At 41.7% G+C, this 24,076-nt stretch carries 26 protein-coding genes and 2 tRNA genes; 7 read left to right on the forward strand and 21 right to left on the reverse strand.

Annotation, left to right across the window (positions count from 1 at the left end; all coding sequences use genetic code 11):
• Positions 1-26 precede the first annotated feature (26 nt).
• The 20 genes from H1R16_RS12400 to H1R16_RS05105 all read right to left on the reverse strand — a co-directional run bounded on the left by H1R16_RS12400 (position 27) and on the right by H1R16_RS05105 (position 16,073).
• Positions 27-266, reverse strand: coding sequence for a GIY-YIG nuclease family protein (locus H1R16_RS12400; RefSeq protein ID WP_181887712.1), 240 nt, complete (start codon positions 264-266; stop codon positions 27-29).
• 193 nt (positions 267-459) lie between these two features.
• On the reverse strand, positions 460-699 hold the full coding sequence (locus tag H1R16_RS12405) for a GIY-YIG nuclease family protein (RefSeq protein WP_181887713.1): 240 nt from the start codon (positions 697-699) through the stop codon (positions 460-462).
• A 134-nt stretch (positions 700-833) separates the two neighbouring features.
• Positions 834-907 (reverse strand) — tRNA-Asp (locus H1R16_RS05020).
• Between the two features lie 95 nt (positions 908-1,002).
• Positions 1,003-1,076: transfer RNA gene (locus H1R16_RS05025), tRNA-Asp, on the reverse strand.
• 237 nt (positions 1,077-1,313) lie between these two features.
• Positions 1,314-1,631, reverse strand: a complete 318-nt coding sequence (gene trxA, locus H1R16_RS05030; RefSeq protein WP_181887714.1) for a thioredoxin — start codon at positions 1,629-1,631, stop codon at positions 1,314-1,316.
• A gap of 86 nt (positions 1,632-1,717) precedes the next feature.
• On the reverse strand, positions 1,718-2,881 hold the full coding sequence (locus H1R16_RS05035; protein ID WP_181887715.1) for a cysteine desulfurase family protein: 1,164 nt from the start codon (positions 2,879-2,881) through the stop codon (positions 1,718-1,720).
• A gap of 27 nt (positions 2,882-2,908) precedes the next feature.
• A complete protein-coding gene (locus H1R16_RS05040) occupies positions 2,909-3,496 on the reverse strand; it encodes an HAD family hydrolase (protein WP_181887716.1) in 588 nt (195 codons plus the stop codon).
• A gap of 12 nt (positions 3,497-3,508) precedes the next feature.
• Positions 3,509-4,234 (reverse strand): SDR family NAD(P)-dependent oxidoreductase, encoded by a 726-nt coding sequence (locus tag H1R16_RS05045; RefSeq protein WP_181887717.1) that lies wholly within the window; start codon positions 4,232-4,234, stop codon positions 3,509-3,511.
• The gene (locus H1R16_RS05050) at positions 4,234-5,595 is read right to left on the reverse strand and encodes an FAD-binding oxidoreductase (protein WP_181887718.1); all 1,362 of its coding nucleotides are present in this window, start codon (positions 5,593-5,595) and stop codon (positions 4,234-4,236) included. The genes H1R16_RS05045 and H1R16_RS05050 overlap by 1 nt, the downstream gene beginning before the upstream one ends.
• 5 nt (positions 5,596-5,600) lie before the next feature.
• Positions 5,601-6,491 carry a decaprenyl-phosphate phosphoribosyltransferase gene (locus H1R16_RS05055; protein ID WP_181887719.1) on the reverse strand — a complete coding sequence of 297 codons (891 nt, stop codon included), beginning with the start codon at positions 6,489-6,491 and terminating at the stop codon, positions 5,601-5,603.
• A gap of 118 nt (positions 6,492-6,609) precedes the next feature.
• Positions 6,610-7,293, reverse strand: a complete 684-nt coding sequence (locus tag H1R16_RS05060; protein ID WP_181887720.1) for an OmpA family protein — start codon at positions 7,291-7,293, stop codon at positions 6,610-6,612.
• A 21-nt stretch (positions 7,294-7,314) separates the two neighbouring features.
• Entirely contained in the window at positions 7,315-7,791 is a 477-nt protein-coding gene (locus H1R16_RS05065; RefSeq protein ID WP_181887721.1) for a lipocalin family protein, read from the reverse strand.
• A 122-nt stretch (positions 7,792-7,913) separates the two neighbouring features.
• Positions 7,914-9,620, reverse strand: a complete 1,707-nt coding sequence (locus H1R16_RS05070) for a S8 family serine peptidase (RefSeq protein WP_181887722.1) — start codon at positions 9,618-9,620, stop codon at positions 7,914-7,916.
• 11 nt (positions 9,621-9,631) lie between these two features.
• Positions 9,632-10,246 (reverse strand): WbqC family protein, encoded by a 615-nt coding sequence (locus H1R16_RS05075; protein ID WP_181887723.1) that lies wholly within the window; start codon positions 10,244-10,246, stop codon positions 9,632-9,634.
• A gap of 46 nt (positions 10,247-10,292) precedes the next feature.
• Entirely contained in the window at positions 10,293-11,978 is a 1,686-nt protein-coding gene (gene lepB, locus H1R16_RS05080; protein ID WP_181887724.1) for a signal peptidase I, read from the reverse strand.
• Between the two features lie 84 nt (positions 11,979-12,062).
• Positions 12,063-12,764 (reverse strand): 4-hydroxy-tetrahydrodipicolinate reductase, encoded by a 702-nt coding sequence (gene dapB, locus H1R16_RS05085; protein ID WP_181887725.1) that lies wholly within the window; start codon positions 12,762-12,764, stop codon positions 12,063-12,065.
• Between the two features lie 9 nt (positions 12,765-12,773).
• Positions 12,774-13,406 (reverse strand): DUF5683 domain-containing protein, encoded by a 633-nt coding sequence (locus H1R16_RS05090; RefSeq protein WP_181887726.1) that lies wholly within the window; start codon positions 13,404-13,406, stop codon positions 12,774-12,776.
• The gene (locus H1R16_RS05095) at positions 13,403-14,293 is read right to left on the reverse strand and encodes a ParB/RepB/Spo0J family partition protein (protein WP_181887727.1); all 891 of its coding nucleotides are present in this window, start codon (positions 14,291-14,293) and stop codon (positions 13,403-13,405) included. Before H1R16_RS05095 ends, H1R16_RS05090 begins: the two co-directional genes overlap by 4 nt.
• Positions 14,294-14,330: 37 nt before the next feature.
• Positions 14,331-15,104, reverse strand: coding sequence for a ParA family protein (locus H1R16_RS05100; RefSeq protein WP_181887728.1), 774 nt, complete (start codon positions 15,102-15,104; stop codon positions 14,331-14,333).
• Between the two features lie 156 nt (positions 15,105-15,260).
• Positions 15,261-16,073: an energy transducer TonB gene (locus H1R16_RS05105; protein ID WP_181887729.1), complete on the reverse strand. Its 813-nt coding sequence runs from the start codon at positions 16,071-16,073 to the stop codon at positions 15,261-15,263.
• 328 nt (positions 16,074-16,401) lie between these two features.
• On the opposite strand from H1R16_RS05105, the gene H1R16_RS05110 reads away from it, so the two are divergent.
• Entirely contained in the window at positions 16,402-16,794 is a 393-nt protein-coding gene (locus tag H1R16_RS05110; RefSeq protein ID WP_181887730.1) for a hypothetical protein, read from the forward strand.
• A 123-nt stretch (positions 16,795-16,917) separates the two neighbouring features.
• Here the strand turns inward: H1R16_RS05110 and H1R16_RS05115 are convergent, their stop codons facing one another.
• Positions 16,918-18,204 (reverse strand): adenylosuccinate synthase, encoded by a 1,287-nt coding sequence (locus H1R16_RS05115; protein ID WP_181887731.1) that lies wholly within the window; start codon positions 18,202-18,204, stop codon positions 16,918-16,920.
• 159 nt (positions 18,205-18,363) lie between these two features.
• Here H1R16_RS05115 and H1R16_RS05120 point away from each other — a divergent pair, with 159 nt between their 5' ends.
• The 6 genes from H1R16_RS05120 to H1R16_RS05145 all read left to right on the forward strand — a co-directional run bounded on the left by H1R16_RS05120 (position 18,364) and on the right by H1R16_RS05145 (position 23,969).
• The gene (locus H1R16_RS05120; protein WP_181887732.1) at positions 18,364-18,918 is read left to right on the forward strand and encodes a phosphoribosyltransferase; all 555 of its coding nucleotides are present in this window, start codon (positions 18,364-18,366) and stop codon (positions 18,916-18,918) included.
• A gap of 43 nt (positions 18,919-18,961) precedes the next feature.
• Positions 18,962-19,540, forward strand: a complete 579-nt coding sequence (locus tag H1R16_RS05125; protein ID WP_181887733.1) for an adenylate kinase — start codon at positions 18,962-18,964, stop codon at positions 19,538-19,540.
• 92 nt (positions 19,541-19,632) lie between these two features.
• Positions 19,633-20,616: a GTPase ObgE gene (obgE, locus tag H1R16_RS05130; protein WP_181887734.1), complete on the forward strand. Its 984-nt coding sequence runs from the start codon at positions 19,633-19,635 to the stop codon at positions 20,614-20,616.
• Between the two features lie 357 nt (positions 20,617-20,973).
• Positions 20,974-21,750: a hypothetical protein gene (locus H1R16_RS05135; protein WP_181887735.1), complete on the forward strand. Its 777-nt coding sequence runs from the start codon at positions 20,974-20,976 to the stop codon at positions 21,748-21,750.
• 313 nt (positions 21,751-22,063) lie between these two features.
• Entirely contained in the window at positions 22,064-23,344 is a 1,281-nt protein-coding gene (locus H1R16_RS05140; protein ID WP_181887736.1) for a DUF389 domain-containing protein, read from the forward strand.
• 136 nt (positions 23,345-23,480) lie between these two features.
• The gene (locus H1R16_RS05145; protein ID WP_181887737.1) at positions 23,481-23,969 is read left to right on the forward strand and encodes a DUF6438 domain-containing protein; all 489 of its coding nucleotides are present in this window, start codon (positions 23,481-23,483) and stop codon (positions 23,967-23,969) included.
• The last annotated feature ends 107 nt before the right edge of the window (positions 23,970-24,076 follow it).

Consider the following 24,076-nt stretch of genomic DNA (forward strand, 5'->3'; position numbering starts at 1 on the left):
TCATGACGAGATGACAGGGCGGCATTCTAACCCTTAATTAACTTTTCAATTGATGCTCTATTCAGTCTCTTTATGCGTTTCTCCTCAAGCAAGGCCTCGCTCTTTGTTGCAAATGAAGCAGTGTAGACGATTTGCCAATCGCGCACTGAAGACGTGTACTTATGAATGCCATCCAAGTGGTAGTCCAAACGTTTAGCTACATCCGTTGAAAATCCTTTGTAATATACATCCAGTTGAGCGGAATAAAGTACATAAACGAAGTACATAATTAAATGCTGTGTTAGGGAATTATAATAGCACTTTTTAGTTAAGAGAGAGCAAGACGGGCTCCTAAGGCAAGTTGACCGTGCGGCATAAGAACTGATATTATAACAAAAAAGCCCCTACTTGGGGCTTTTTGCGATCCGGACGGGACTCGAACCCGTCTCGTCATTCATGACGAGATGACAGGGCGGCATTCTAACCCTTAATTAACTTTTCAATTGATGCTCTATTCAGTCTTTTCATGCGTTTCTCCTCAAGCAAGGCCTCGCTCTTTGTTGCAAATGAAGCAGTGTAGACGATTTGCCAATCGCGCACTGAAGACGTGTACTTATGAATGCCATCCAAGTGGTAGTCCAGACGTTTAGCTACATCCGTTGAAAATCCTTTGTAATATACATCCAGTTGAGCGGAATAAAGTACATAAACGAAGTACATAATTAAATGCTGTGTTAGGGAATTATAATAGCACTTTTTAGTTAAGAGAGAGCAAGACGGGCTCCTAAGGCAAGTTGACCGTGCGGCATAAGAACTGATATTATAACAAAAAAGCCCCTACTTGGGGCTTTTTGCGATCCGGACGGGACTCGAACCCGCGACCTCCGCCGTGACAGGGCGGCATTCTAACCAGCTGAACTACCGGATCAGGTTTTGGAAAGTCCTGATAAACTTTTAGTATTCGTCCACTGCATCATTTCTGAAAGGACCAAGACAACCGTATATGTCTCGAAAAATTAACTGCGATCCGGACGGGACTCGAACCCGCGACCTCCGCCGTGACAGGGCGGCATTCTAACCAGCTGAACTACCGGATCAGATTTTGAAAAGTTCTGAAAAACTTAGTATCTCAGTAGGACTCGAACCCATTTCGTCACTCTTGACGAGATGACAGGGTGGTTTCTAAGCAACTGAACTACGGTACTACTTAATGATAAAGAACTTCTTTCTTTTTGGTGAGTGCAAAAGTACACATTTTTATGTACTACACCAATTATTTCTTAATAAAAAAACTTCCCCCGAAGGGAAAGTATTCATTATCAATTGGATTATTTCTATAAGTGTGCTGAAAGTTTTTCAGAAATAACCTCTTTTGAAGCCACACCTACAATTTTATCAACCACTTCTCCATTTTTAAAAATGAGAACGGTAGGGATGTTTCTGATGCCATAATCTACAGAAACCTGCTGATTATTATCCACGTCCACTTTACCTACTATTGCCTTGCCTTCAAAATCGGCGGCTACCTCTTCAATGATCGGCCCAAGCATACGGCATGGTCCACACCATACTGCCCAAAAATCTACAAGTACCGGTTTATCTGACTTAAGCACTGTTTCCTGAAACGAACTGTCTGTAATCTCTACTGCCATTTTTATATTTTTTTTTAAATTAATACTGTACTAACAGATGCAAATTTACACTTTTAAAGCGTCATGCCGCTGTTGCAAAGCCTATTCTAACTATTTACTGTTTCTATTTTATAACTCTCTGATATTTTCTTTAAAGCATCAGCAAGAAAATCAATTTCTTCTTTCGTGGTAAGATGACTGAAGGAAACGCGCAGCGGTGTAGTACTGTTCAACTCTTCATCGTCAAGAAGCATGAGCATAACCATAGAGGGCTTTGAAGCTCCCGAAGAACAGGCACTTCCCTGCGATATTGCAATACCCTGCATATCCAGCTTCATACCAATAAGGGGGTCTTTAAAAGGCAGCAATACACTTAAAACGGTGTAAAGACTCCTGTCCTTTTCCATACTTCTTCCGTTAAACTTAACACCGGGAACGACCTCAGCAATCTTTGTCACTGCATAATCCTTGATCTCTGTTATATGCGCAGAATATTCTTTCAGATTATCCATTGCAAGTTCCATAGCAGCACCTAAACCTACAATACCGGCAACATTTTCTGTGCCAGCCCGAAGACTTCTCTCCTGTGGGCCTCCTGTGATCAAAGCCTTCAATCCGGAAGATTTCCTGATAAAAGCAAAACCACTACCCTTCGGGCCATGAAATTTATGCGCACTGCAGGACGCAAAATCCACAGGAATTTCAGAAAAATCAAGATCGATATGCGCCATACTCTGTACTGTATCCGAATGAAAGAGTGCATTATTTTCTTTGCAGATGGCAGCGACCTGCTTAAGATCTATTAGATTTCCGATCTCATTATTAGCATGCATCAGCGATACAAGCGTCTTTGCATCAGATGACTTAAGCATCTGCTCCAGTTGCTGCAAATCTATATCACCTTTATTATCCGGACGAAGATATACAACCTCTACATTGTCACGGGTTTTCATTTCCGTAACCGTTTCGGCCACACACTTATGCTCAATCGGCGAAGTAATTATTCTTGTAACACCCAAATTACGTACACACGACTTAATAATCATGTTATTACTTTCTGTACCGCACGAGGTGAAAATAATTTCTGCCGGACTTACACGTAAATAATCTGCCACTTTTCTCCGAACATTTTCAATAAGGATCTTAGCCTCCTGACCAAAACTGTGGGTGGATGAGGGATTACCGAAGTTTTTCATGGCTTTTACCATCTCGGTAATTACATGTTCTGCAAGAGGCGTTGTTGCAGCATTATCCAGATAGACTTTCTTCATTGGGAGTACATGTTAAAGACTTCAAAATTAATGAAAAAAACGGAAATAACTTTCGTCTGCCCAATTGAGCATTGGCTTGTCACCCGCAGTATCGCCGAAAGCGATGATCTTATCATATTTTCTGCCTTTCATTTCGCTTTTTATGCGGTTCAGTTTTTCGTTGCCGTTACAGTTAGGCGTTATAAACTTACCCGTAAATATGCCGTCCACATATTCCGCTTCTGTGGCCAAAAGTTTCATATTGAATTTCTGTGCGAAAGGTCTTACCCAAATATCCAGAGATGCTGTAATCATCCAGCTTTCAGTGTGATCAGCATCTCTGTTGTTCAAAAAATCCAGAGCGTTCCGGCGAATAATTTCTGGGTAATTTTGTGTAAAAAATTTTTCTGCTTCTTCTTCAATCCGGGTTCTGCTTTCACCTTTAAGCATAGAGGCTATATAACTTTTCTTCACCCGTTCTGCATCCATTAAGTTAAGTTTTAACAAAATAAAAAGAGGCGTATGCAATACGAACTGCAGGTAAAATCGAACAGGATTGTAATGACGGAGAAACATGAACATCGTATCCCTGTAAGTAAGTGTTCCGTCAAAATCGAAGCAGTACAGTTTTTTCATTATTATTAAAAGTTAGAGTTTAAGTTTAATAAAGATAAACTCCGGAATATGCCTGATAATAAACATAATGATCCGCCAAACCGGTAAAACATACACAACGTTCTGCTGCTTTTTATATGCCCGGAATATGTATTTTGCGGCCTTTGCAGGAGTGACTGTTAAAACAGGGTTAAGCGGCAAACCTTCTGTCATCCTGGTTCGCATAAAACCCGGTTTTACTGTTATTACATTCACGCGGCGGTCATGCATATAATTTCGCAGTCCACTCAGATAGGCGGTGAGTCCGGCCTTGGCACTTCCATAAATAAAATTACTCTGCCGTCCGCGCTCACCCGCAACCGAGGACAGCACGACCAGGGTGCCACCCCGTCTTCGCTCCATTTTCTCTGCAAAGTAAGTCAGAACAGGGAGTAGCTTAGAATAATTGATATCCAATACTCTGGAAGTATTTTTACTGTCGTAAAGTCCTTCATCAGTATCCATACCCATGTAGCCCACTGCGCAGAAAAGCAGAGACCCGTCGATGCGCTCAAAGTGCTGAAAATTTACTTCATTGGTGAGATCCAAGGGAATAATTTCCGAATCCTGTAAATATTTAACCTCCAGGTGACGGGCAAATTTCTCAGCTGTTTCAACTTCTGAGGTAAACAGATAAAGATTTTCAAGATTTCCATCCTGTTGCAGGACTTCTTCAACAAAAGCCTGTGCTACTTCCGAGTTGCTGCCTAATACAATCATTATATATTATCTTTTTTAACACCACCGCTACCGGGCATTTCCGGTGAAACCCCTTTGATAATTCTTTTATGCTGCAGTGAGACAAATTTAGAATTATCAACATTTTTCAAATAATTGGTTAGCGAAGATTTACTCATGGTGTCCTTGCTCAAATAAATCCGTCCGCCATATTGTTCGACTATGCGGTCCAGTTGTGAAACCAGTGTTGGAAGTTTTTGGTTAACTTTGAAATCAAGTGCCAGTGTGTAACCTTCCATCGGGAATGAATTGTAAGCTTGCGGATTATTTTTACCGAACAGTTTAAGAACTGCCAGGAAGGAACCGTTTCCGCTTTCGGCAATTGTTGTAAGGATTTCCCGCATACCTTCCCTGCCGCCTGCTTTAGGAATTACCATTTGATACTGTATAAATCCCTTTTTCCCGTAAATACGGTTCCAGTTATCTACAGTGTCCAACGGAAAGAAAAACCGTTCATAATCTACAATCTCATTCACCTTCTTTTGACGCTGCTTACCAAAATAGATGGCATTGAAAAATTTAACAGAAAATCTGTTTAAAATAAAAGATGGCAGAGTAAAAGGAATTGATGGCCTTAGTTTTTTCTCTGTTTTGAGCGCATTTTCACGGGTTTTACCCCCGAGTTCATATTTAGTTGCGTGTTCACCGCGCATAAGTATGGAGCGCCCTACATTCTTACCCGTCTGAAGGCAGTCTATCCACGCAACATTGTAGGTCCATGAATTACTTTCCTCAAAAAGTGAAAATATCTCATCAAGACTTTCTGCTTTAATCCTCTCCTGCCGGATATAAGCGGTTTCAATATTCCTTAGCTTAAATTCAGCCGAGAGTATTATTCCAGTAAGTCCCATACCTCCTATTGTAGCCCAGAAAAGTTCTGAGTTCTCAGTGTGAGAACAGTTTCTGACCTTTCCATTCTCCGTAAGGAGTTTGAAGGATATCAAATAATCGGAGAAGCAACCCTCTGAATGATGGTTTTTACCGTGTACATCCGATGCGATTGCGCCGCCCACGGTAATAAATTTTGTACCGGGTGTAACAAACAGAAAATAGCCCTGCTTAATAATGATCTCCAGAATATCCGCAAGCAAAACACCTGACTCACATTCAATTATTCCATTTATACGGTCGAAGCTGATAAATTTATTCAGCCTTGAAGTAGAAAATATATTTTCGGCCAAAGCTGCATCGCCGTAGCACCTTCCGTTACCGCGTGCAATCACTTCGTTATGTTCTTCTACAAAGGATTTTATGCCCGACAGGGTATCCGCGGAGCGCATTTTTCTGGTAACCACGGGGAAGTTCCCCCAATTGGAAACTCTCTGTACAAAATTCTTTTTCATTTTAATTAAAACTGCTTATCATAGATTAACAGCAGGAATGTTGCAAACCACAAGGCCAGGGTAACCTGTATATACCGGTCTTTGTAAATGATCTTAGTGGGAGATTCAGTTTTGTTATGCACGAGAGTCTGCTGCAGGTATCTCATAAAAGCAAAAACAACAAATATAAAGGTATAAAATATGCGGCTTCCAAACCGTTCCTGCACTTCAGGCTGCACCGTAAACATAAGGTACGAAATAACGGCAAGTGTAACTGAAATGGAAAGTGCAATATCGGCAAACTGAACATTATAGCCATCCAGGGCCTTACGCGTACGACCCGAAATCTGTGCGTTTATCAATTCGCCACGGCGTTTCCCTAACGCGAGCACAAGTGCAAGTACAAACGTAAGTAGGATGGCCCATTGCGAAATAGGAATTCCAGATATATAACCTCCGGATAGAACCCGCAGTACAAATCCTGTAGCGATTATGGAAACATCAATAATGGCAACATGTTTAAGGTGAAAGGTATACGCAATGTTGAGAAGTACGTAAAAAAGAATGACCGATGAAAACCTGCCTATATCAATATGAAGATAAAAATGTGAGCCCGAAAGTAATAACAGTCCCGCTGCCAGAACCATACTCATGAAGATGATTGCGGTATTTTTTGAAACCGCTCCACTAGCTATAGGCCTTTTACACTTTTCGGGGTGCCGGCGGTCCGAATCTACATCAGAATAATCATTCAGAATATAAATAAAACTTGCAGCCAGCGAGAAAACTACAAACGCAACTATACTTTTTAATACCAAATCGGCATTGGTAATATTACCCGAGAAAAACAGCGGCAGGAAAACAAACAGGTTTTTAACCCACTGTTCTACGCGTAGCAGTTTTATATATTTCGTCATAAATTTTAAGAGAATCAACCGTAAAAATACATCTTTTTAATACAACGGTATTTGAGAAACAACCAAAAAGAACTGCCCGAAGGCAGTTCTCTGAAAATATTTATTTGGAATGTACTCTTTACTGACCCTGCTGAGCTTCTTTAATCATGTTCTCATTTGCGGTAATGGCAAACTCTACACGACGGTTTTCAGCTCTGCCAGCATCCGTGTCATTGGTAGACTTAGGATCACTTTCACCCATACCCATAGGGAACATACGGCTGGCGGCAACTCCTTTACCAACAAGATAAGATTTCACAGCGGCTGCTCTTCTTTCCGAGAGGGCCTGGTTGTAGCTGTCCGTTCCTTTACTGTCTGTATGACCATAAATATTGATATTGGTATCGTCATTATTGTTCAGGATTTGAGCCAGTTTATCAAGATTAGCTCTGGAATCGGCGGTAAGTTCTGACGAGTCAAAACCGAAATTTACCATTCTTTCCGGCAATGTCACTTTAATACCTTCATTTACCCTCTCTACTTCAGCACCTGGTAAAGTCTGTTTAATCTCTTTTGCCTGCTGGTCCATTTTACGGCCAATCACATTACCTGCGACACCCCCAATGATGCCCCCTAGAACTGCGCCGGCCGGAGCGTTACCTCCTTTACCTATATTATTACCAAGGACGCCACCCAACACGGCACCTGTAGATGCGCCTACAACAGTACCTCTTTGCTGATGGTTTGAATTCTGAATAGTTTCGCAACTCGTTAGCATTAATGCTGCAGCAGCTCCCGCCACATATATATTTCTTAGTTTCATAACTCTGTTGATTTTAATTAATTATTTAGAAGTCCTCTGAAAATTATAAACCACGTTTACGGTTTGTCCTTCAAAAGGAACGGATTGCTGCACGGAGAACTGATCTGCGGTCTGATTCAGTAACGTAAGGGCATATCCAGTCTCATTCTCTTTAGCTTTTGTACCGTCAAAAATCTTTTTAAACTGGAATGTATTTCCTGTTAACACTTCAAATTTAATTGGCTGCGTTTTTACGGGGCAGGCGCCACCACCGTTAAGTGTATAAGAGCCGGTGTAGTTATTCGGCACCAAAATCCACTGACTGCCAACAAAGCACTGTGCATCTGCACCTTCATCAAAAGGTTTGATCATATAAGACTTATCATAGTCTACACTGGTAATTTGCCACGTACCCTTCATTTTGAGAAATTCTGCTCTGTCGGCTTGCGCTGTTTTCGCAGTTGAGCAGGAAACAGCGAGCGACGCTGCCACAATTCCCGTTAAAAGTAAATTTTTCATTGTTTAAATTATTTGATACTGGCAAACAGGCTAAAACCGTGCCAGCCAAAATACCGGAAAATAAAAAAAGCCCATAAATATGGACTTTTTCTCACTATCTTTCAGAGCAATACTCAAAGTAATTATTTCGCTTTTTTCTTCGCTGCAGCCTTTTTATATGCAGGCTTAGATGCTTTACCTTCTGCTTTGCAGAAGTTGGTGTACGCATACTCCGCAGCCTTGCGCAAATCAATGACACCTCCGGATCTGGAAATCAAATCAAAACGGTTGTTTGTATTGGTAGGAAGCATCGCATTTACAGAAGATTTGTTGGCAGTTTTCACCAATGATTCAATGATCTGTTCCGGCTTAAGGTTAGGCATATAAGCCAATAAAACTGCTGCTGCACCCGCAACGACTGGTGAAGCCATTGAGGTTCCCTGCTCATATCTATATTTAGCATCCGGCACCGGAGCATATATTTCCTGGCCCGGCGCAAAAACGTCTACCATTTTTTGGTTATAATTTGAGAATGAAGCTCTAAGAAACTCAGCATCCTTTGTGCTGGCACCTACCACTATCATATTACTGATGAATGGCTGCGCGTCTGCAGTACTTTTAAAGTTGCTTGGAAAATATGTATTTTCTGCCAAGTCCTCATTATCATTACCGGCCGCCTTTACAAGAAGTACACCTTTATCCTGTGCGTATTTGAATGCATCCCAAACCACTTCCTTGCCCGGAGAAACAGGTTTTCCAAAGCTCATATTCAGGATTTTTGCACCATTATCCACAGCATATCTAATTGAGTTAGCAACATCCTTATCCCGCTCGTCACCGTTTGGAACTGTACGGATGGCCATGATCTTTGCAACTTTTGATGCTACGCCATACTGAACCTCATCGCCATGTGCCAATCCTGCAATGATGCCTGCCACATGGGTACCGTGACCTGCATCCGGTCCTTCGTAATTGTTGTTTCCGTAATATTTTTCTTTATAATCGTCGTAGTTATCTCCAACAATCTCTGCACGCGGATCAAAATCCAGATTATAGTGTTTCGTTGCCTGTGACTCAAAATGGGTAATAGCTTCTTTCATCTGTGCCTTCAACAATGTTTCTACCTCTGCAGGTGTCTTACCCGCAAACTGCGGGTCCGTAGCAATCCCGGACAGCACCTGTGCCGACATTGCTTGTTCCTGAGTAGTTGGCTTGATGGCCGCCACCGCCTCCGGAGTCAGCACCTTACCGTTAAGCATGGAAACCATTGTTGGAATCATGGAGTTGATCATACTGTAAGTTTGAAAGGCCTGTTTTGCCTCCATCCCTTTTTTAGTATAAATCTCCTTGGATTTCATATACATCTCAAACTCAGCCGGCATCTTTGCCTGATTGGTCTTATTTTGAGAAGAATCTGCGCCTTCAAAAACGGATTGATATTTCTTGACGATCCGGGTAACTTCCAGGTTATCGGCATCAATATCACCGTTCTTTCCACCAATAAAGTTCCAACCGTGAACATCGTCTACATAACCGTTTCCATCGTCGTCTTTACCGTTGTTAGGAACTTCATTCGGGTTCTTCCACATATTCTTAATCAGTCCGGGATGATCCACCTCTACTCCGCTGTCCAGAACACCTACCACTACAGTTTTAGGTTTCAGACCCTTGGACTCCAAATATTTATATGCATTCTCTGTATTAATTCCGTAAACATTGGTAGCCGAAAAATCCTTGTGGTACCAGGTCATTAAATCCTTATCTTTCATTGGATCCAATGCAGCAGCCGACTGTGCAGAAACCAATCCAAATCCAAACAGGAAAGAAGTTGCTATAAAAAGTCTTTTCATAAAATTATTTGTTATTGTTGAGTTGTAATATTTTTAAGATAGGTAGATGATTCCGGTCCAATGTTACACAGAAGATCCAAAATGGACAGGTCTTCAATGAAACCATGTTTTGCAGTAAAGCTCTGATAATACTCCGGATAGCCTTTGTTTTGAGAGTTTTTTGCTGAGAACTTATCCCGCAGATTCAGCATCACAGGTTCTTTAAGGTATTCGTGCGTCAGTTCAAAGTTTACCTCAGTTTTCAGTAGCGATTGGATGACATCAAGTACCTTAAGGTTAAAGTCGAAAAGGTATTTCTTCTTTTCACCATATATGGTTTGCAGCTTATCTTCATAATACTCAAAATACGGAGAACTTTGATAGGCTGTTTTAATGGATTTCCAATGTTGTTTCGGCCAGTCTTCGGCGTATGATATCTCTGTTTCCTTATAAAGACGGCTACCATTGTGCTTTATCGGTATCATGAGTGCCAGTTTACCGTTGGCACCGTAAATAAGTGTGCGGTTACGGAAGGTCTGTTTCGGGAAATTTTCAAATTGCTCGAGGAGTATTTCCCGGTCAGGTTTCAGGAATTCTGCAAACCAGGACACAGGCGGAAGATAAAATACAGGCAATAAAACGTTCATGAGTATATAAAATTAAAAAACGCGATAAAGACCGCGTTTTGTATGATTAAACATCTTTATCTTTTTTCCGAAAGAGTTTTGCAAAATAATCCCAACCGAAAAAGAGAACAAGGATTAGCACAGCCAGCCACCAGTAGGAGGTTTTATGCAGTTCACCGGTATTGGCAGCCTTAAACATTCTGTCCCAACGAAATGTTGATCCAAAAAACCAACCTTTTTTTGCCTGGTAACTGGAACTGTTATCTGCGAAAAGCCCTTCTAAACTTAACCAGGTAAACATCGGTGTACCCACGATGTGTGTTTCGGGAACGTATCCGAAGAAGCGCGCATCCAGCGAGGCGTCACGGTTATCCCCAACCATCATATAGTAATCATACTGTACAGTATAGGTGTTGGTTTCCTGACCGTTAATGATGATCTTTCCATTGTTTTCATCGAGTGTATTTCCTTCGTGTTGCACAATGAGTTTACGGTATTCGGGCAGGTTTTCCGGTGTAAGTTTCAGCACGTCGCCCTTTTTTGGGATGCGCAGCGGACCATACCAGTCTACATTCCAGTTCTTATTATTTGGGAAGATGGTTGACGAGGTATTTATTTTTTCGCTGAAAACCAGTTGTTGCTGTTCCATTGTTTTCTGCATGTCCGGATAGTAAGAAATATCCTTTTTGCCCTGCGGCTCAACTACCTCTACCATAGTTACCACTTGTGGCAGCGCTTTAATCTCCTTTGCTGTTTGATCAGTAAGTCCCTGGAAGCGGTAATAAAAGCCTGAACCCCTTTGTTGTTCCTGAACCGGTAAAAAACCGTATATATCATATAATGAACCGATATCAAGTTGGGAACTCGTCAGGACTTCATACGCGTGCTGCACCTGCGCATCGCCCATTTTCACTTCTGGTTTACCGTTTATAAAGAGTTTTCCTGCTCTGAATTCCATAACATCGCCAGGCTGGGCAACCAATCGTTTTACATACGGATCTTTTCTGTCTATAGCCACATGCACGGAATCATCCGGGTAGTTGAAGACTACAATGTCATTTCTTTCAGGTTTTTCCCAACCCGGAAGGCGCAGATAAGGAAGCTTAATCCCTTCAGCATATGATTTTGGATCATCTTTGGGATTTCCTTTCTCGCCTGTATCTATGATGGTTCCCTGAAGAAAAGGAATTGCCACAGGCCGCATAGGCATTCGGTAGCCGTAATTAAGTTTATTAACGAAAAGGAAATCGCCTACAAGCAGTGTGCGCTCCATGGATCCTGTAGGAATTCCAAAGGGCTGCGTGAAGAATACGTGAATTATCGTGGCAAAAACCACCGCAAAAGTGATGGATCCCAGGAAGGAGTCTTTTTTCCCCGCTTCTTTTTCATCATCAGTCAGGTAAAGGTCGTCATCGGTCCACCGCTCAGTATCTTTGGAATAATTAACAACCCCCATATAAATGAACGGCAGGAATACCGTCATCAGTTTTTGCTGAAAGAGGGTCTTACCAAACACCTTCATAAGGTTAAGGTGAAAAACCGACATCATAATTGGCCCTACGATCGGCAGATACGCCAACGCAACCCACCATTTTGGCTGACCGGATTCCTTCTGCACAATATAATAATTGTAGAAGGGAACAAATGCCAACAAGGGACTGTACCCCATCTTTTGGAACAGTTTCCAGGTGGAAATTCCCATCAGAACGGAAAGTATGATTACATATAAAGTGTAGGTTAGAAAATAATCCATATTCGATTGCTTAACGCTATTAGTTTATTTGATAGTGAAAATGTTACTTACAGATGCATCTTTCGCATCATAAGAGTAATGTTATCAGGAGAAGAGCACGTCTTTCATGGTGAAGTTTCCTTTTTTTCCGATGATCCATTCGGCAGCAATTACGGCACCCTGTGCAAAACCATTCCGGCTGAAAGCGGTATGACTAATTTCAATCTCATCCAAATCGGACCGGTAATAAACCTTGTGAGTACCGGGCACCTCATCCTCACGAATGGCAAATATACCCAGCTCTGCACCTTTGGTCTCTTCCAGTTTCCAGGCATTATAGCGTGCATCATGGGCCATAATACCTTCCGCAAGTGAGATGGCTGATCCGCTTGGTGCATCTTTCTTATGAGTGTGATGGATTTCTTTCAACTGTACTTTATATTCGTCAAAAGGCCGCATCAGTTTCGCAAGCTTTTCATTCAATGCAAAAAAAAGATTAACGCCTAAGCTGAAGTTGGAGCCGTAAAGAAATGCGGTAGTATTAGCTTCAGCAATGCTTTCCACTTCCGCCTTGCGAGCAAGCCAGCCGGTCGTTCCGCAAACGACCGGAATCTGAAGTTCCAGGCAGTTTTTTATGTTGATAAAAGCGGCTTCGGGCTGCGAGAACTCAATAACCACATCCGGATTATTCAGATTTTCCGCTGTGGGTGTTTCACTGAGCCTGGCTACGATCTCATGACCTTTGGAAGAGGCAATTTCATCGATGATCTTCCCCATCTTTCCATATCCTACCAATGCTATTTTCATCCGGTCAATTTAAAATTTATAATTAAGGACCACGCCCATCGTAGATGGTCTGTCCGTAAAATCATCCTGTATCATGGTGGGCCGAATAACCAAATCCGGATCATTCCGGCCTTCGTATAGGTGCGCATCTACCACAGCATCAACAATATTCAGTATATATATCAGACCTGTCGCAGCAATTGCATAATCGCGGTTTCTTTTCCACAAATCCTGCTGGCGTCCCAAAGCCTCTTTCAGATTGGGAATGTTATAGGTAGAAAACTCGTGCGGAACACCGTTTATTTCGGATACAAAAGCATTCCTGTATCTTCTGTACCGCTTGTCGTTATAGATGGTAATGCCAACGCCGGCACCGATGGCTCCCCAGGCTATCGGTATCTTCCAGTATTTTTTGTTGTAAAACTGACCCAATCCCGGCAATACCGCAGAATAAAGACCTGCCTTTGTAGGGCTGAAGGCGGGCTTTGTATAAGGTGCGTTCAAATTCTCAATAGTACTCACCACTTCCAGCTCACTCTTCGGTGTCCTGGCAGACAGGGTATCCCGCGGATGATTTTCCGTTCGGATGGTATCATTACGGTTTACCTGCGCAAGAGTTAAAACCGAAATGAAAAAAAGTAAGGCTGTCAGGAAACATCTCATAACCGGAAGTGCGATAGAATATTATCCAGGTCATCCTGATTTTTAAAATCCAGCACGATTTTACCTTTATCTCCTTTTCCCGAAGTTTTAATTTCCACGTTAACCTCCAGCGCATCGGCCAGGGATTTCTGCACTCTTTTCAGGCTGTTGGGCAAAACAGATTTGGTTTTAGGCTCTGCTTTTTCAGGATTCTTAAGCTGTGTGGAAGCAAATTCGGCCTGTCTTACATTAAGCCCTTCATTTACTATTTTTCTGAAAAGAATGTTTTGGGATTCCGGATCTTCAAGACTGATAATTGCACGGCCATGACCTGCGGAAATTTCGCCGCTCCGGATCGCATTCTGAACTTCGGGAGTCAGCCGTAAAAGCCGTATAGAATTGGTAATTGTACTTCTTTCCTTGCCCACGCGCTGGCTCAGGCTTTCCTGAGTAAGCCCTATCTCATCCAGGAGTCGTTGGTATGTTAACGCCACTTCAATGGCATCCAGGTCCTCGCGCTGGATATTTTCCACCAGAGCCATTTCCAGAAGTTCCTGGTCATTTACGAGACGGATATAAGCGGGGATGCTGGCAAGGCCTGCGATCTTAGAAGCACGGTAACGTCTTTCACCTGAAATAATCTCAAACTTACCACCTTCCTTTCTAACCGTAATTGGCTGTATAACACCAAGATTACGGATGGACTGCGCGAGTTCGTTAAGTGCCCTCTCGTCAAAATAGGTTCTGGGCTGAGAGGCATTAGGATAGATATCCTCTATCTGAACCTCAACTATATTACCCACAAACTTATCCGCTCCTTCATCGGTGGCCGAGTTGATTGTTGCTTTTGATTCTGCACTCAGGATAGCTCCCAAACCGCGACCCATTGCTCTTTTTTTATCTTTCATTTATGCGTAGTCACTTTTTATAATCAGCTAAAAGCTGTTAATTATTCACCAGATTCTCGTTTTTCAGCAAAACTTCTTCGGCAAGCTGAAGGTACTGAATCGCACCTTTACTTTCCGCGTCGTAATTCAGAATGCTTTCGCCAAAACTCGGAGCTTCACTTAGACGGACGTTCCGGCTGATTATTGTTTCAAAAACCATCTCCGGGAAATGGCTGTTCACCTCTTCTACCACCTGATTAGACAGGCGCAGACGGGAATCATACATCGTAAGCAGCAGACCTTCAATATCAAGATCTTTATTATGGATTTTCTGAACATTTTTTACGGTGTTCAGCAGTTTACCCAAACCTTCAAGTGCAAAATATTCGCACTGAATCGGGATGATTACAGAATCTGCCGCCGTTAGCGCGTTGATAGTAATCAAACCAAGTGAAGGCGCGCAGTCGATCACGATATAATCATAGTCAGCCTGAATTTGTGCCAGCGCATCCTTGAGCATATACTCCCTCTGATCACGGTCTACGAGCTCAATTTCAGCAGCTACAAGATCAATATGGGAGGGTATGATGTCAAGATTTGGCGAAGAGGTACGCTGTATGCATTTTTTGGCATCAGAACTGTGATCCAACAGGTTGTAGGTCGAAAATTTCACTTCTTCCACACCCAGTCCGGAAGTGGCATTGGCCTGAGGGTCGGCATCAATCAGAAGCACTTTTTTTTCCAATACGCCCAGGGCTGCAGCCAGGTTAACTGCCGTTGTAGTTTTCCCTACTCCTCCTTTTTGATTCGCTATACCGATGATTTTACCCATTATTAATCTTTAAAAGACAAAAATACATAATTTTTAGAGTCGGTCTGCCGGGATTGTGACGGGCAAAATTAAATCGCTGGCACCTAACCCTTTAACATATAAAAATTTATCCACAACTGAATATTCAATTGTGGATAAAATCTTATGCTGAATAATCTATTCAAACTGCATTGTAATAGGAATTCGGAAATGTGACCTTACCTTCTGGCCATCCAGCACGGCAGGTTTCCATTTCCCCTTGGCAGAAACAACGGCTTTCTCAGCCTCGCGGTTGAATTCCGGATCCTTACCCGAGGCTTTAACCGCAGAAATAGTTCCGTCTTTTTCCACCACGAAAGTAACCACAGCTGAAATCTTCTCCCCTGAACCTACGTAGGCATCACCGTTAAAGTTTTGAATGACTTTTTTTCGGAAGGCCTGAATGCCTCCCTGGAAGTCTGCCATGACATCAACACGAACGGGAATTGCATTAGGGTCGGCTACCGGTGGTGCGGTTTGGGCAGGGACTACGCTATTGCCGGGAACCACTGCTGGAGGACTATACTGTGTAACGGGAGGGTTGCCGGGAGTATCCTGTAAACCGGGAACGGCCTGGGTACGGTCTATTTCCGCAGCAGGGCTTTCCACTGCCTCACGTTTAGGAACAACCACCGAGGTATTATAAGTTTGGACAGAAGTTTCAACAGGTTTTGCTGCGGCTGGGATCACTTTCTCCGGCACTACAACTTCGGGCACCGGAACCCATAGTGGGCCTGAGCCCTCAGGTGTGTTTGCCACAGTTGTATCCATGCCTGCAATAATTAAAGGTGTAATACCAAGCACCACGAAAATACTTATCCCAAAGAACATTGCCTTACCGAGCATTGATCCTTCTTCGCGTCGCAGAGCATATGCTCCATAATTTTTATTGCGGTTCTGGAAAACTATTTCATCCAGACTTTGACCATTCTCCCTAAGCAAATTTTTCATAACAGCGAATTATATGATATATGTGAAAACTCTTCCAGACAACACAGTCTGAATATAATTAAAACGCATTCAAAGAACCTGCCATTTTATTAGTGATTTTAAACCAATGATATAAAATAAGTATTTTTTTTAATAATAAGAATAAATATTGGAAAAGGTGCTTAAGTTTCTTCTGTAGCACTTGGTATTGATAATCAACATTTTGGGTAGCAAAACGAAACAGTATTGTGAAAATAGCTGATTTTAACCATCAAAGAAAGGGTGATTCACCTTATATATCACCTATTCATCCCTTCTAACTTTGTCCTCTACTCGAAATCTTGAGATAATGGAAACTATTCTTGTCCTTATATATACAACCGGAAGCCGGCCTCTATCCTATGCCTACAGCTATACCATTAACTTTTACAGTGATGCAACTGCTTCCATTAAAATATACAGGGGTTATGAAAATTCACCAACATACAGTGATAAGACTGATTATGATATAGCTGTTCTGGAAAATAAAATCTCCATCCTGTCGGCTTTGCCTGAGCATGAGACAACACCTCTGCTTACGGAGGGTGAACGAAGAGAAATTATCTACGTAGACAACGGTAGAACCTTGCGCCGAATAATTACACCCGAAGACCGGCAGGCCATTAAGGTCTATGAGCAACTGCTTCTCCTCTTCGACGAGGACTTTCAAGTCCTCATAAGTAATCAAACTTACGACACTTAGATGTAGCGGATGAGCATCAAGCCCTTTAAAACCGAAAATAATGCAGTTTGATCAGGTGAAATAGCAATTCCACGCAAAAAAAACACCGGCGCGCCGGTGTTTTTATCGTTAAAAAAGTAGTATTTAAAAGAGTTCTTTACGGATAATGTTCTGACTTCTTTCCGGTCCTACTGAGACCAAATAAACGTTGATACCCAGGTATTCCTCAATAAACTCTATATATTTTTTTGCATTTGCAGGCAGTTCGTCGTAAGACCTGGCATGCGTAATGTCTTCGGTCCATCCCTCCAGTTCCTTATAGATCGGTTCGTAATCGTAAAGTTTTGTGGTGGACGATGTAAAGTAATCAATAATCTTCCCGTCCTCGGTTTTGTAGTGTGTAGCAACTTTCACAGTAGGGATTCCGGACAGAACATCAAGCTTGGTAATTACAAGATTATTGATACCGTTAATCATCGTAGCATGCTTCAGAGACACAAGGTCTAACCAGCCCGTCCTTCTCGGTCTTCCTGTAGTGGCACCGAATTCGTGACCGACTTTGCGGATCTCTTCGCCCAGTTCATTGTCCAGCTCCGTTGGGAAAGGACCATTACCCACCCGTGTAGTATAGGCTTTTGCCACACCAATCAGATTCTGCAGACTTGTAGGAGGTACACCGGCACCTGTACAAACTCCGCCGGTTGACGGTGAAGAGGATGTTACATACGGATAGGTACCAAAATCAATATCCAGCATTAAAGCCTGCGCACCTTCGAAAAGTATATTTTTTCCGTCTTTAATGGCCTGGTTAAGTTCCACTTCAGTATCTACGATACGGTCTTTCAGTTTTTCGCCTATCTCCAGAAACTCATTAAAGATTTCATCCACGTTAAGCGTAGGCTTATCGAAATATTTTTCGAAGAGGCTATTCTTGCTCTTCAGATTTTTCTCAATCTTTTCGCGAAGCACTTCCGGATTCAGAAGATCAACCATGCGGATTCCTACGCGTGCGATCTTATCCTCGTAGCAGGGACCGATACCTTTTTTTGTGGTACCGATTTGAGTTCCGTCCTCTTCTTCCTCGCGATAGGTGTCAAGTAAAATATGATAAGGCATAATTACATGTGCCCTGCGGCTGATGAAAACGTGATCAGTTCTCATACCTTTGGCTTCCAGCTGGCCTATCTCCTTCATAAAAGCTTTAGGGTTCACCACTACACCATTGGCAATGATACATTTACCCTGGCACTGCAAAACTCCGGATGGCAACAGGTGAAGAACGAACTTCTCTTCGCCGGCATATACTGTATGACCCGCGTTATCGCCGCCCTGAAAACGAACGACATAATCAGATTTTGCGGAAAGTACATCCGTTATTTTACCTTTACCTTCATCTCCATACTGAAGACCAACAACCACGTAAGTTGACATATTCTACTGTTTTTAGATTCGCGCAAAGTTACTTTTAATATAAGTTTCAGGCAAAGTTTGCCTTAAAAATATTGGAACTGAGGTGTAATTTCCAACTCACAAAGAGGCTCAAAATTTTTTGGATAAAAATGCTTAAATTTGCAGACTTCAAAACAGTGTATGGAATCCATTAAAATTCATGACAAAACTTTCGTTCCTTATTTAAAGGATGCTGAAATACAGGAAATTGTAAAAGCAACCGCCCTTAAAATTTACGAGGATTACAAGGATGAAGTTCCTGTTTTCATTGGTGTACTGAACGGTGTGGTGATGTTTTTTTCCGACTTGATGAAACACTATCCCGGTCAGTGTGAAATTGCATTTATCCAGATGAGCTCTTATGTCGGTACACAGTCCACAGGTATTGTTTACCAGAAAATGGAACTTACCAAGGAGATAAAAGACAGGCATATTATTCTGGTGGAAGACATTGTGGATACCGGCAACACTGTTGAAAGTCTATTCCAGTATTTTAATGAGACACAGCGTCCAAAGTCGGTGAAGCTGGCCTCATTCCTGCTTAAGCCGGAAGTGTATAAGAAGGATTTCAAACTGGATTACATTGGAAAGGAAATCCCGAATAAGTTTGTCCTGGGCTACGGTCTGGATTATGATGAACTCGGCAGGAACCTGAAAGACCTTTACCAACTGGCAGAAGGCCAAATAAACCACTAATCATCCGCCAGCGCGGAATTTTTTTCATAACAAACAATTATTCATGATCAACATCGTTTTATTTGGTCCTCCGGGAAGCGGCAAAGGCACACAGGCCCAGAACCTGATTGAAAAATTTAACCTTAAGCAGATTTCTACTGGCGACCTTTTCCGTTACAACATCAAAAATGAAACGGAACTTGGCAAACTGGCAAAATCTTATATCGACAAAGGAGAGCTTGTACCGGACCAGGTAACTACCGATATGCTTACCGATGAAGTGAAAAAACCTACCGATACCAACGGCTTTATCTTTGATGGTTATCCAAGGACGGTAAACCAGACTGAAGCTCTGGAGGAAATTGTAAAGAAAGAACTGAACTCCGAAATTTCTGTTTGTCTTTCACTTGTTGTTGAAGATGAGATTTTGGTGAACCGTTTACTGAAAAGAGGTGAAACCAGCGGCCGCACCGACGATTCGAATGAAGAAATCATCCGCACGAGAATTCAGGAGTATTACAGCAAAACTGCCGAGGTAGCCGAGCTGTATAAGAAGCAGAATAAATATGTAGAAATAAAAGGCGTAGGAGAAATTGACGAGATTTCGGAAATGCTTTACGCTGAAGTTGAAAAAATAAAATAGGATGCAGGTGCCGGGATTTAGGATGCAGAATGCATTTCCTGAAAAATCCAGATCCGTAAACTAAACCTTAACCTAAACCCTAAAAGTACACTATGTCAAACTTTGTAGATTACGTAAAAATTCACTGTAAATCCGGACACGGAGGTGCAGGATCGGCACACCTTCGCCGCGAAAAATATATTCCCAAGGGCGGTCCAGACGGCGGCGACGGCGGCCGTGGCGGACACGTGATCATGAAAGGCGATTCCCACGAGTGGACATTGCTTCCGCTGCGTTTCACGCGGCATGTAAAAGCAGAGCGCGGGCATAACGGTGCCAAAAATCAACTTACAGGTGGTTACGGTGAGGATGTGTACATAAAAGTTCCGTTGGGTACCATAGCCAAAAATGAGGAAGGCGAAGTAATTGCTGAAATCATGGAAGACGGTCAGGAAATCATACTGATGCATGGTGGCAAAGGAGGTTTGGGTAATGAGCATTTTAAATCATCTACCAACCAGACGCCGCGTTATGCACAGCCCGGAATGCCCGGTGAAGAAGGATTTATCACTTTCGAACTTAAAATCCTTGCAGATGTAGGCTTGGTAGGTTTCCCGAATGCAGGAAAATCCACCCTACTCGCCGCAGTATCGGCCGCCAAACCAAAAATCGCAGATTATGCCTTCACCACACTGACTCCCAACTTAGGGATTGTGGACTACCGGAATTACAAATCATTTGTGATGGCCGACATCCCGGGGATCATTGAAGGTGCTGCGGAAGGTAAAGGATTGGGACACCGTTTCCTGAGACACATAGAAAGGAACTCCATCCTGCTCTTTTTAATTCCGGCAGATTCTGAAAGCCATTATAAGGAATTTGAGATTTTAGAAAACGAACTGAAAAAATACAATCCGGAACTGCTGGATAAGGACTATATCATTTCCATTTCTAAAGCAGATTTGCTTGATGATGAATTAAAACAAGACATCTCAAAGGAATTTCCCGAAAACCGCAAGCCTATTTACTTTTCCAGCGTCACGCAGGAAGGCCTTACGGAACTGAAGGATGTGATCTGGAAGAAACTGCACGGGTAATACGACTTACAAATAATTAAAAACAGATCTGGTTTGCGGGTCTGTTTTTTTTTGGCACAATGATGTGCTTCTTAAAACATTAATCATAATCAGTTTTGGTTTATATAGCCTGCCTTACACGTAAACTGATTACCATGCGAGGCAAAGGCGCAGTGGTTTCGAGCGTTGGCTTCCAATGCCTGCGTATTTTGTACCGATAATGAAAGTAAAATTTATGAAAAACACAGCACTCCAATTCATTATGCGTAACCGCTTATCCCTCCGCAAAATAGGAGTTACAAAGGCTTTTTAAAAATTTTGGAAAACACTTCGGCAGAAAAGAGGACTTGCGTATATTTGAGAGTAAGCAGAAATACTATGAGACAAATCGCACTGATTTTGACTTTACTTTATTTGGCAATAAATATAAACGCTCAAAATATTAAATTTAGAGAAAATATTGACAAAGATTCTTTGTTTAACGCTACTGTTTTAAAACTACCTGCCGAAATGCGTGAAGATTTCACTAAAACATACAAAAGTGGAAATGAACAAGAAAAGGAATTTTTGCTGTTTATGATTTCAATGCCTGAAAGTAGCAAAAATGAACTAATAGAAAATTTTGAACAGAGAAAAGCAGAAATTCAAAGGTTGAAAACCGAATATCAAAAACTTGTTCCTAAAAATTTCATAGTTGATATTGAATTTGAACCAGAAAGCAAAATTTTGACTGCTACAGAAGAAATTAGTATCAAAATCTACAAATTGAAAGCCAAAAATGAAAAAGAAGACATTGACGATATTCAGAGAACTGATGGTTTAAAAGTTATATCTCAAAATTGGAATTTGAAACCAAATTCTAATGAACTTGAAAAAGTAATTAAATCGATTGGATGGACAAATCAAAATCTTGATGAAATTAAAAAACTTCTAAAAGAAGCAAATTGTATTTCAATACAGAATGGAAAAATTACAGCAATAGGTTTTGCACGAAGCGGAATGGGAAAATATTCGTATAAAATTTTCGACAAGCCGCTTAACGAGAAAGAAAAAATAGAATATAACAATAATTGTGAGTACATCTTTTACAAGGATAACATTGTTCTTGAATATGGTGGTGGTGCGATTGGTTCACAATGTTTTGAAAAACAATGAAAATACTTCTGCTAATAACTAACCTTTCGCCTTGTCCGCAGGACAGGAGATGTATTAATAATCATCAAATCAATTAAAAATCTAAGAGACAATTGATAAAGCCGGTAGAGTTGTACCTTCGCGAGCTTTTTTCGCAGTCTCTAGAGTTTTCTATTTTTAAATTTACTATCATAGACAGCTTTTTAGAAGGACTGCTCTTTGTACCATCTAAAGAGTTTTTTAAAACGGTCATTTTATTTTGAAAATAACTGCACGGATTAAATAACCGCACCCTCAGCCTTTTCAGTAAATTTGCCGACAATTCTCTTTATCCATGAACAATATATTTAACCTGCAAAACGGCGAAGAGGACAAGCAAAAAGTCCTTGCTAATGTAAAAAAAAACATTTCTTTCAATGGTTCCAATCTTTGGATTTTAGCCTGCGCCATTATGGTGGCTTCTGTAGGTCTTAATGTGAATTCTACCGCTGTAGTTATCGGCGCAATGCTTATTTCGCCTTTGATGGGTCCGATCATCGGGGCAGGTTTCGCTTTGGGAATGTTTGATTTTCAATTGCTGCGCAGGTCCCTTAAAAATCTTTTACTTTCCACAGTGGTAGGACTTGTGGTTTCTTTTCTCTACTTTCTCTTAAGCCCTTATAAAGAAGCACAGTCCGAAATCATTTCACGTACGGCACCCAATATTTATGATGTGCTCATCGCCTTTTCGGGTGGTTTAGTGGGTGTAATTGCTGTGACCCGTGTAGAAAAAGGCAATCCGATTCCAGGCGTAGCGATCGCAACTGCTTTGATGCCACCGCTCTGTACAGCAGGATATGGCTTGGCGACAGGAAATTTCGTCTATTTTGGCGGCGCCATGTTTCTTTACACAATCAATTGCGTTTTCATCTGTATTGCGACGTATTCAATTGTAAAATTTCTAAAATATCCCGCCGTTGAATTTGTTGATAAAAAGAAATCAGACAGAATAAGGATTTGGATCTCAGTGATCGTTGCTTTAATGATCATCCCAAGTATATTTTTCGCCTACCGTTTCGTAACTAAACAGAATTACGAAGTCAAAGTTGACCAATTCCTCACACGTGAGTTCGAAGAAAAAGGAAATACCATAGTTTACAAGAAAACTTCATATTATACCATACCAAAAACGATTGAGCTGGCTTTTTTGACCCGAAAATTTTCTACACAGCAGATCACGGACATCAATAAGAAATTAAAAGATTATAAAATTGAGGGAACAAAGGTGATTATTCGCCAGGACAGCGCATTTCTCGCAAATGCTGCACTCACAAAATCTGACATAAATGAAGTTGAGGATAAATCGACCGCCATTATTGCCGAACTTAAAAACAAGGTGAGTAAATATTCCTTCGATACACAAAATATTTATCCTGAGGCCAGGTCAATTTTACCTGCAATCCAGTCGATTTCTGTGGCAAAACAGGAAATTTTCAACAATACAGATTCCACCAAAATAATCCCGGTTGCATTGTACCAATCCTCAAAAGCCCTGACCGAACCGCAGGTGAAAACCCTGCGTCAATGGCTAAAAGTCAAACTTAAAGTTGACACTTTAGAGATTTACAGAAGGTAGAGCCGATTTTCAGCACCCGTACCCAACGGTCCATCAACACACTGTTCCAAACTTTACTGTGACGGTGGGATAAATGTGCTGCACCAGTCTCCCTTCCTTTTGGAACAGTAATTGCGCGTTACCGAAAAAATTCCACATGAAATACATGCTTCTTTTTATCGGTGCGGCGCTGTTAATGGCCTGTACCGCACAGAATAAATCAGAATATACGACGGTTGAATATGAAGGCGGTGCCTGTTTCGGCTTCTGTCCTATTTTTAAAATAACCATCAGTTCTGACCGCACCGCTGTGCTGGAAGCGGAACATTTTAACTTTTCTGACGGACGTTCCAAAGATGAATTCTCCATGCCGCGGGAAGGTACATTTAAAGGCACGATTAAAGAAGAAGACTATCGCAAGCTCGTTGAAATGCTGAATGCGCTGAAACCTAAAACGCTGAAGGACAAATACGGCAGCCGAAATGTAACCGACCTGCCCACATCCTTTATACGCCTGGCTTTTAAGGACGGAACAACTAAAATAGTGGAAGATTACGGTAAACAGGGTACGCCTGATTTGGAGAAACTTTACCGTTACTTCGAGGATTTAAGACACAACCAGACCTGGGAAAAAGTGGGTGACTAGAGATTTCGCTATTGTATTATATAAAAGCGTATCTTTGCAGCCTATTTCGCGGCATTCTAAGCCATTTCGTAATTCGTTTTACTAAAAAATTCTGTTTTAATTATTGA

This window comes from Marnyiella aurantia (assembly GCF_014041915.1).
In the GTDB taxonomy this organism is placed as follows: domain Bacteria; phylum Bacteroidota; class Bacteroidia; order Flavobacteriales; family Weeksellaceae; genus Marnyiella; species Marnyiella aurantia.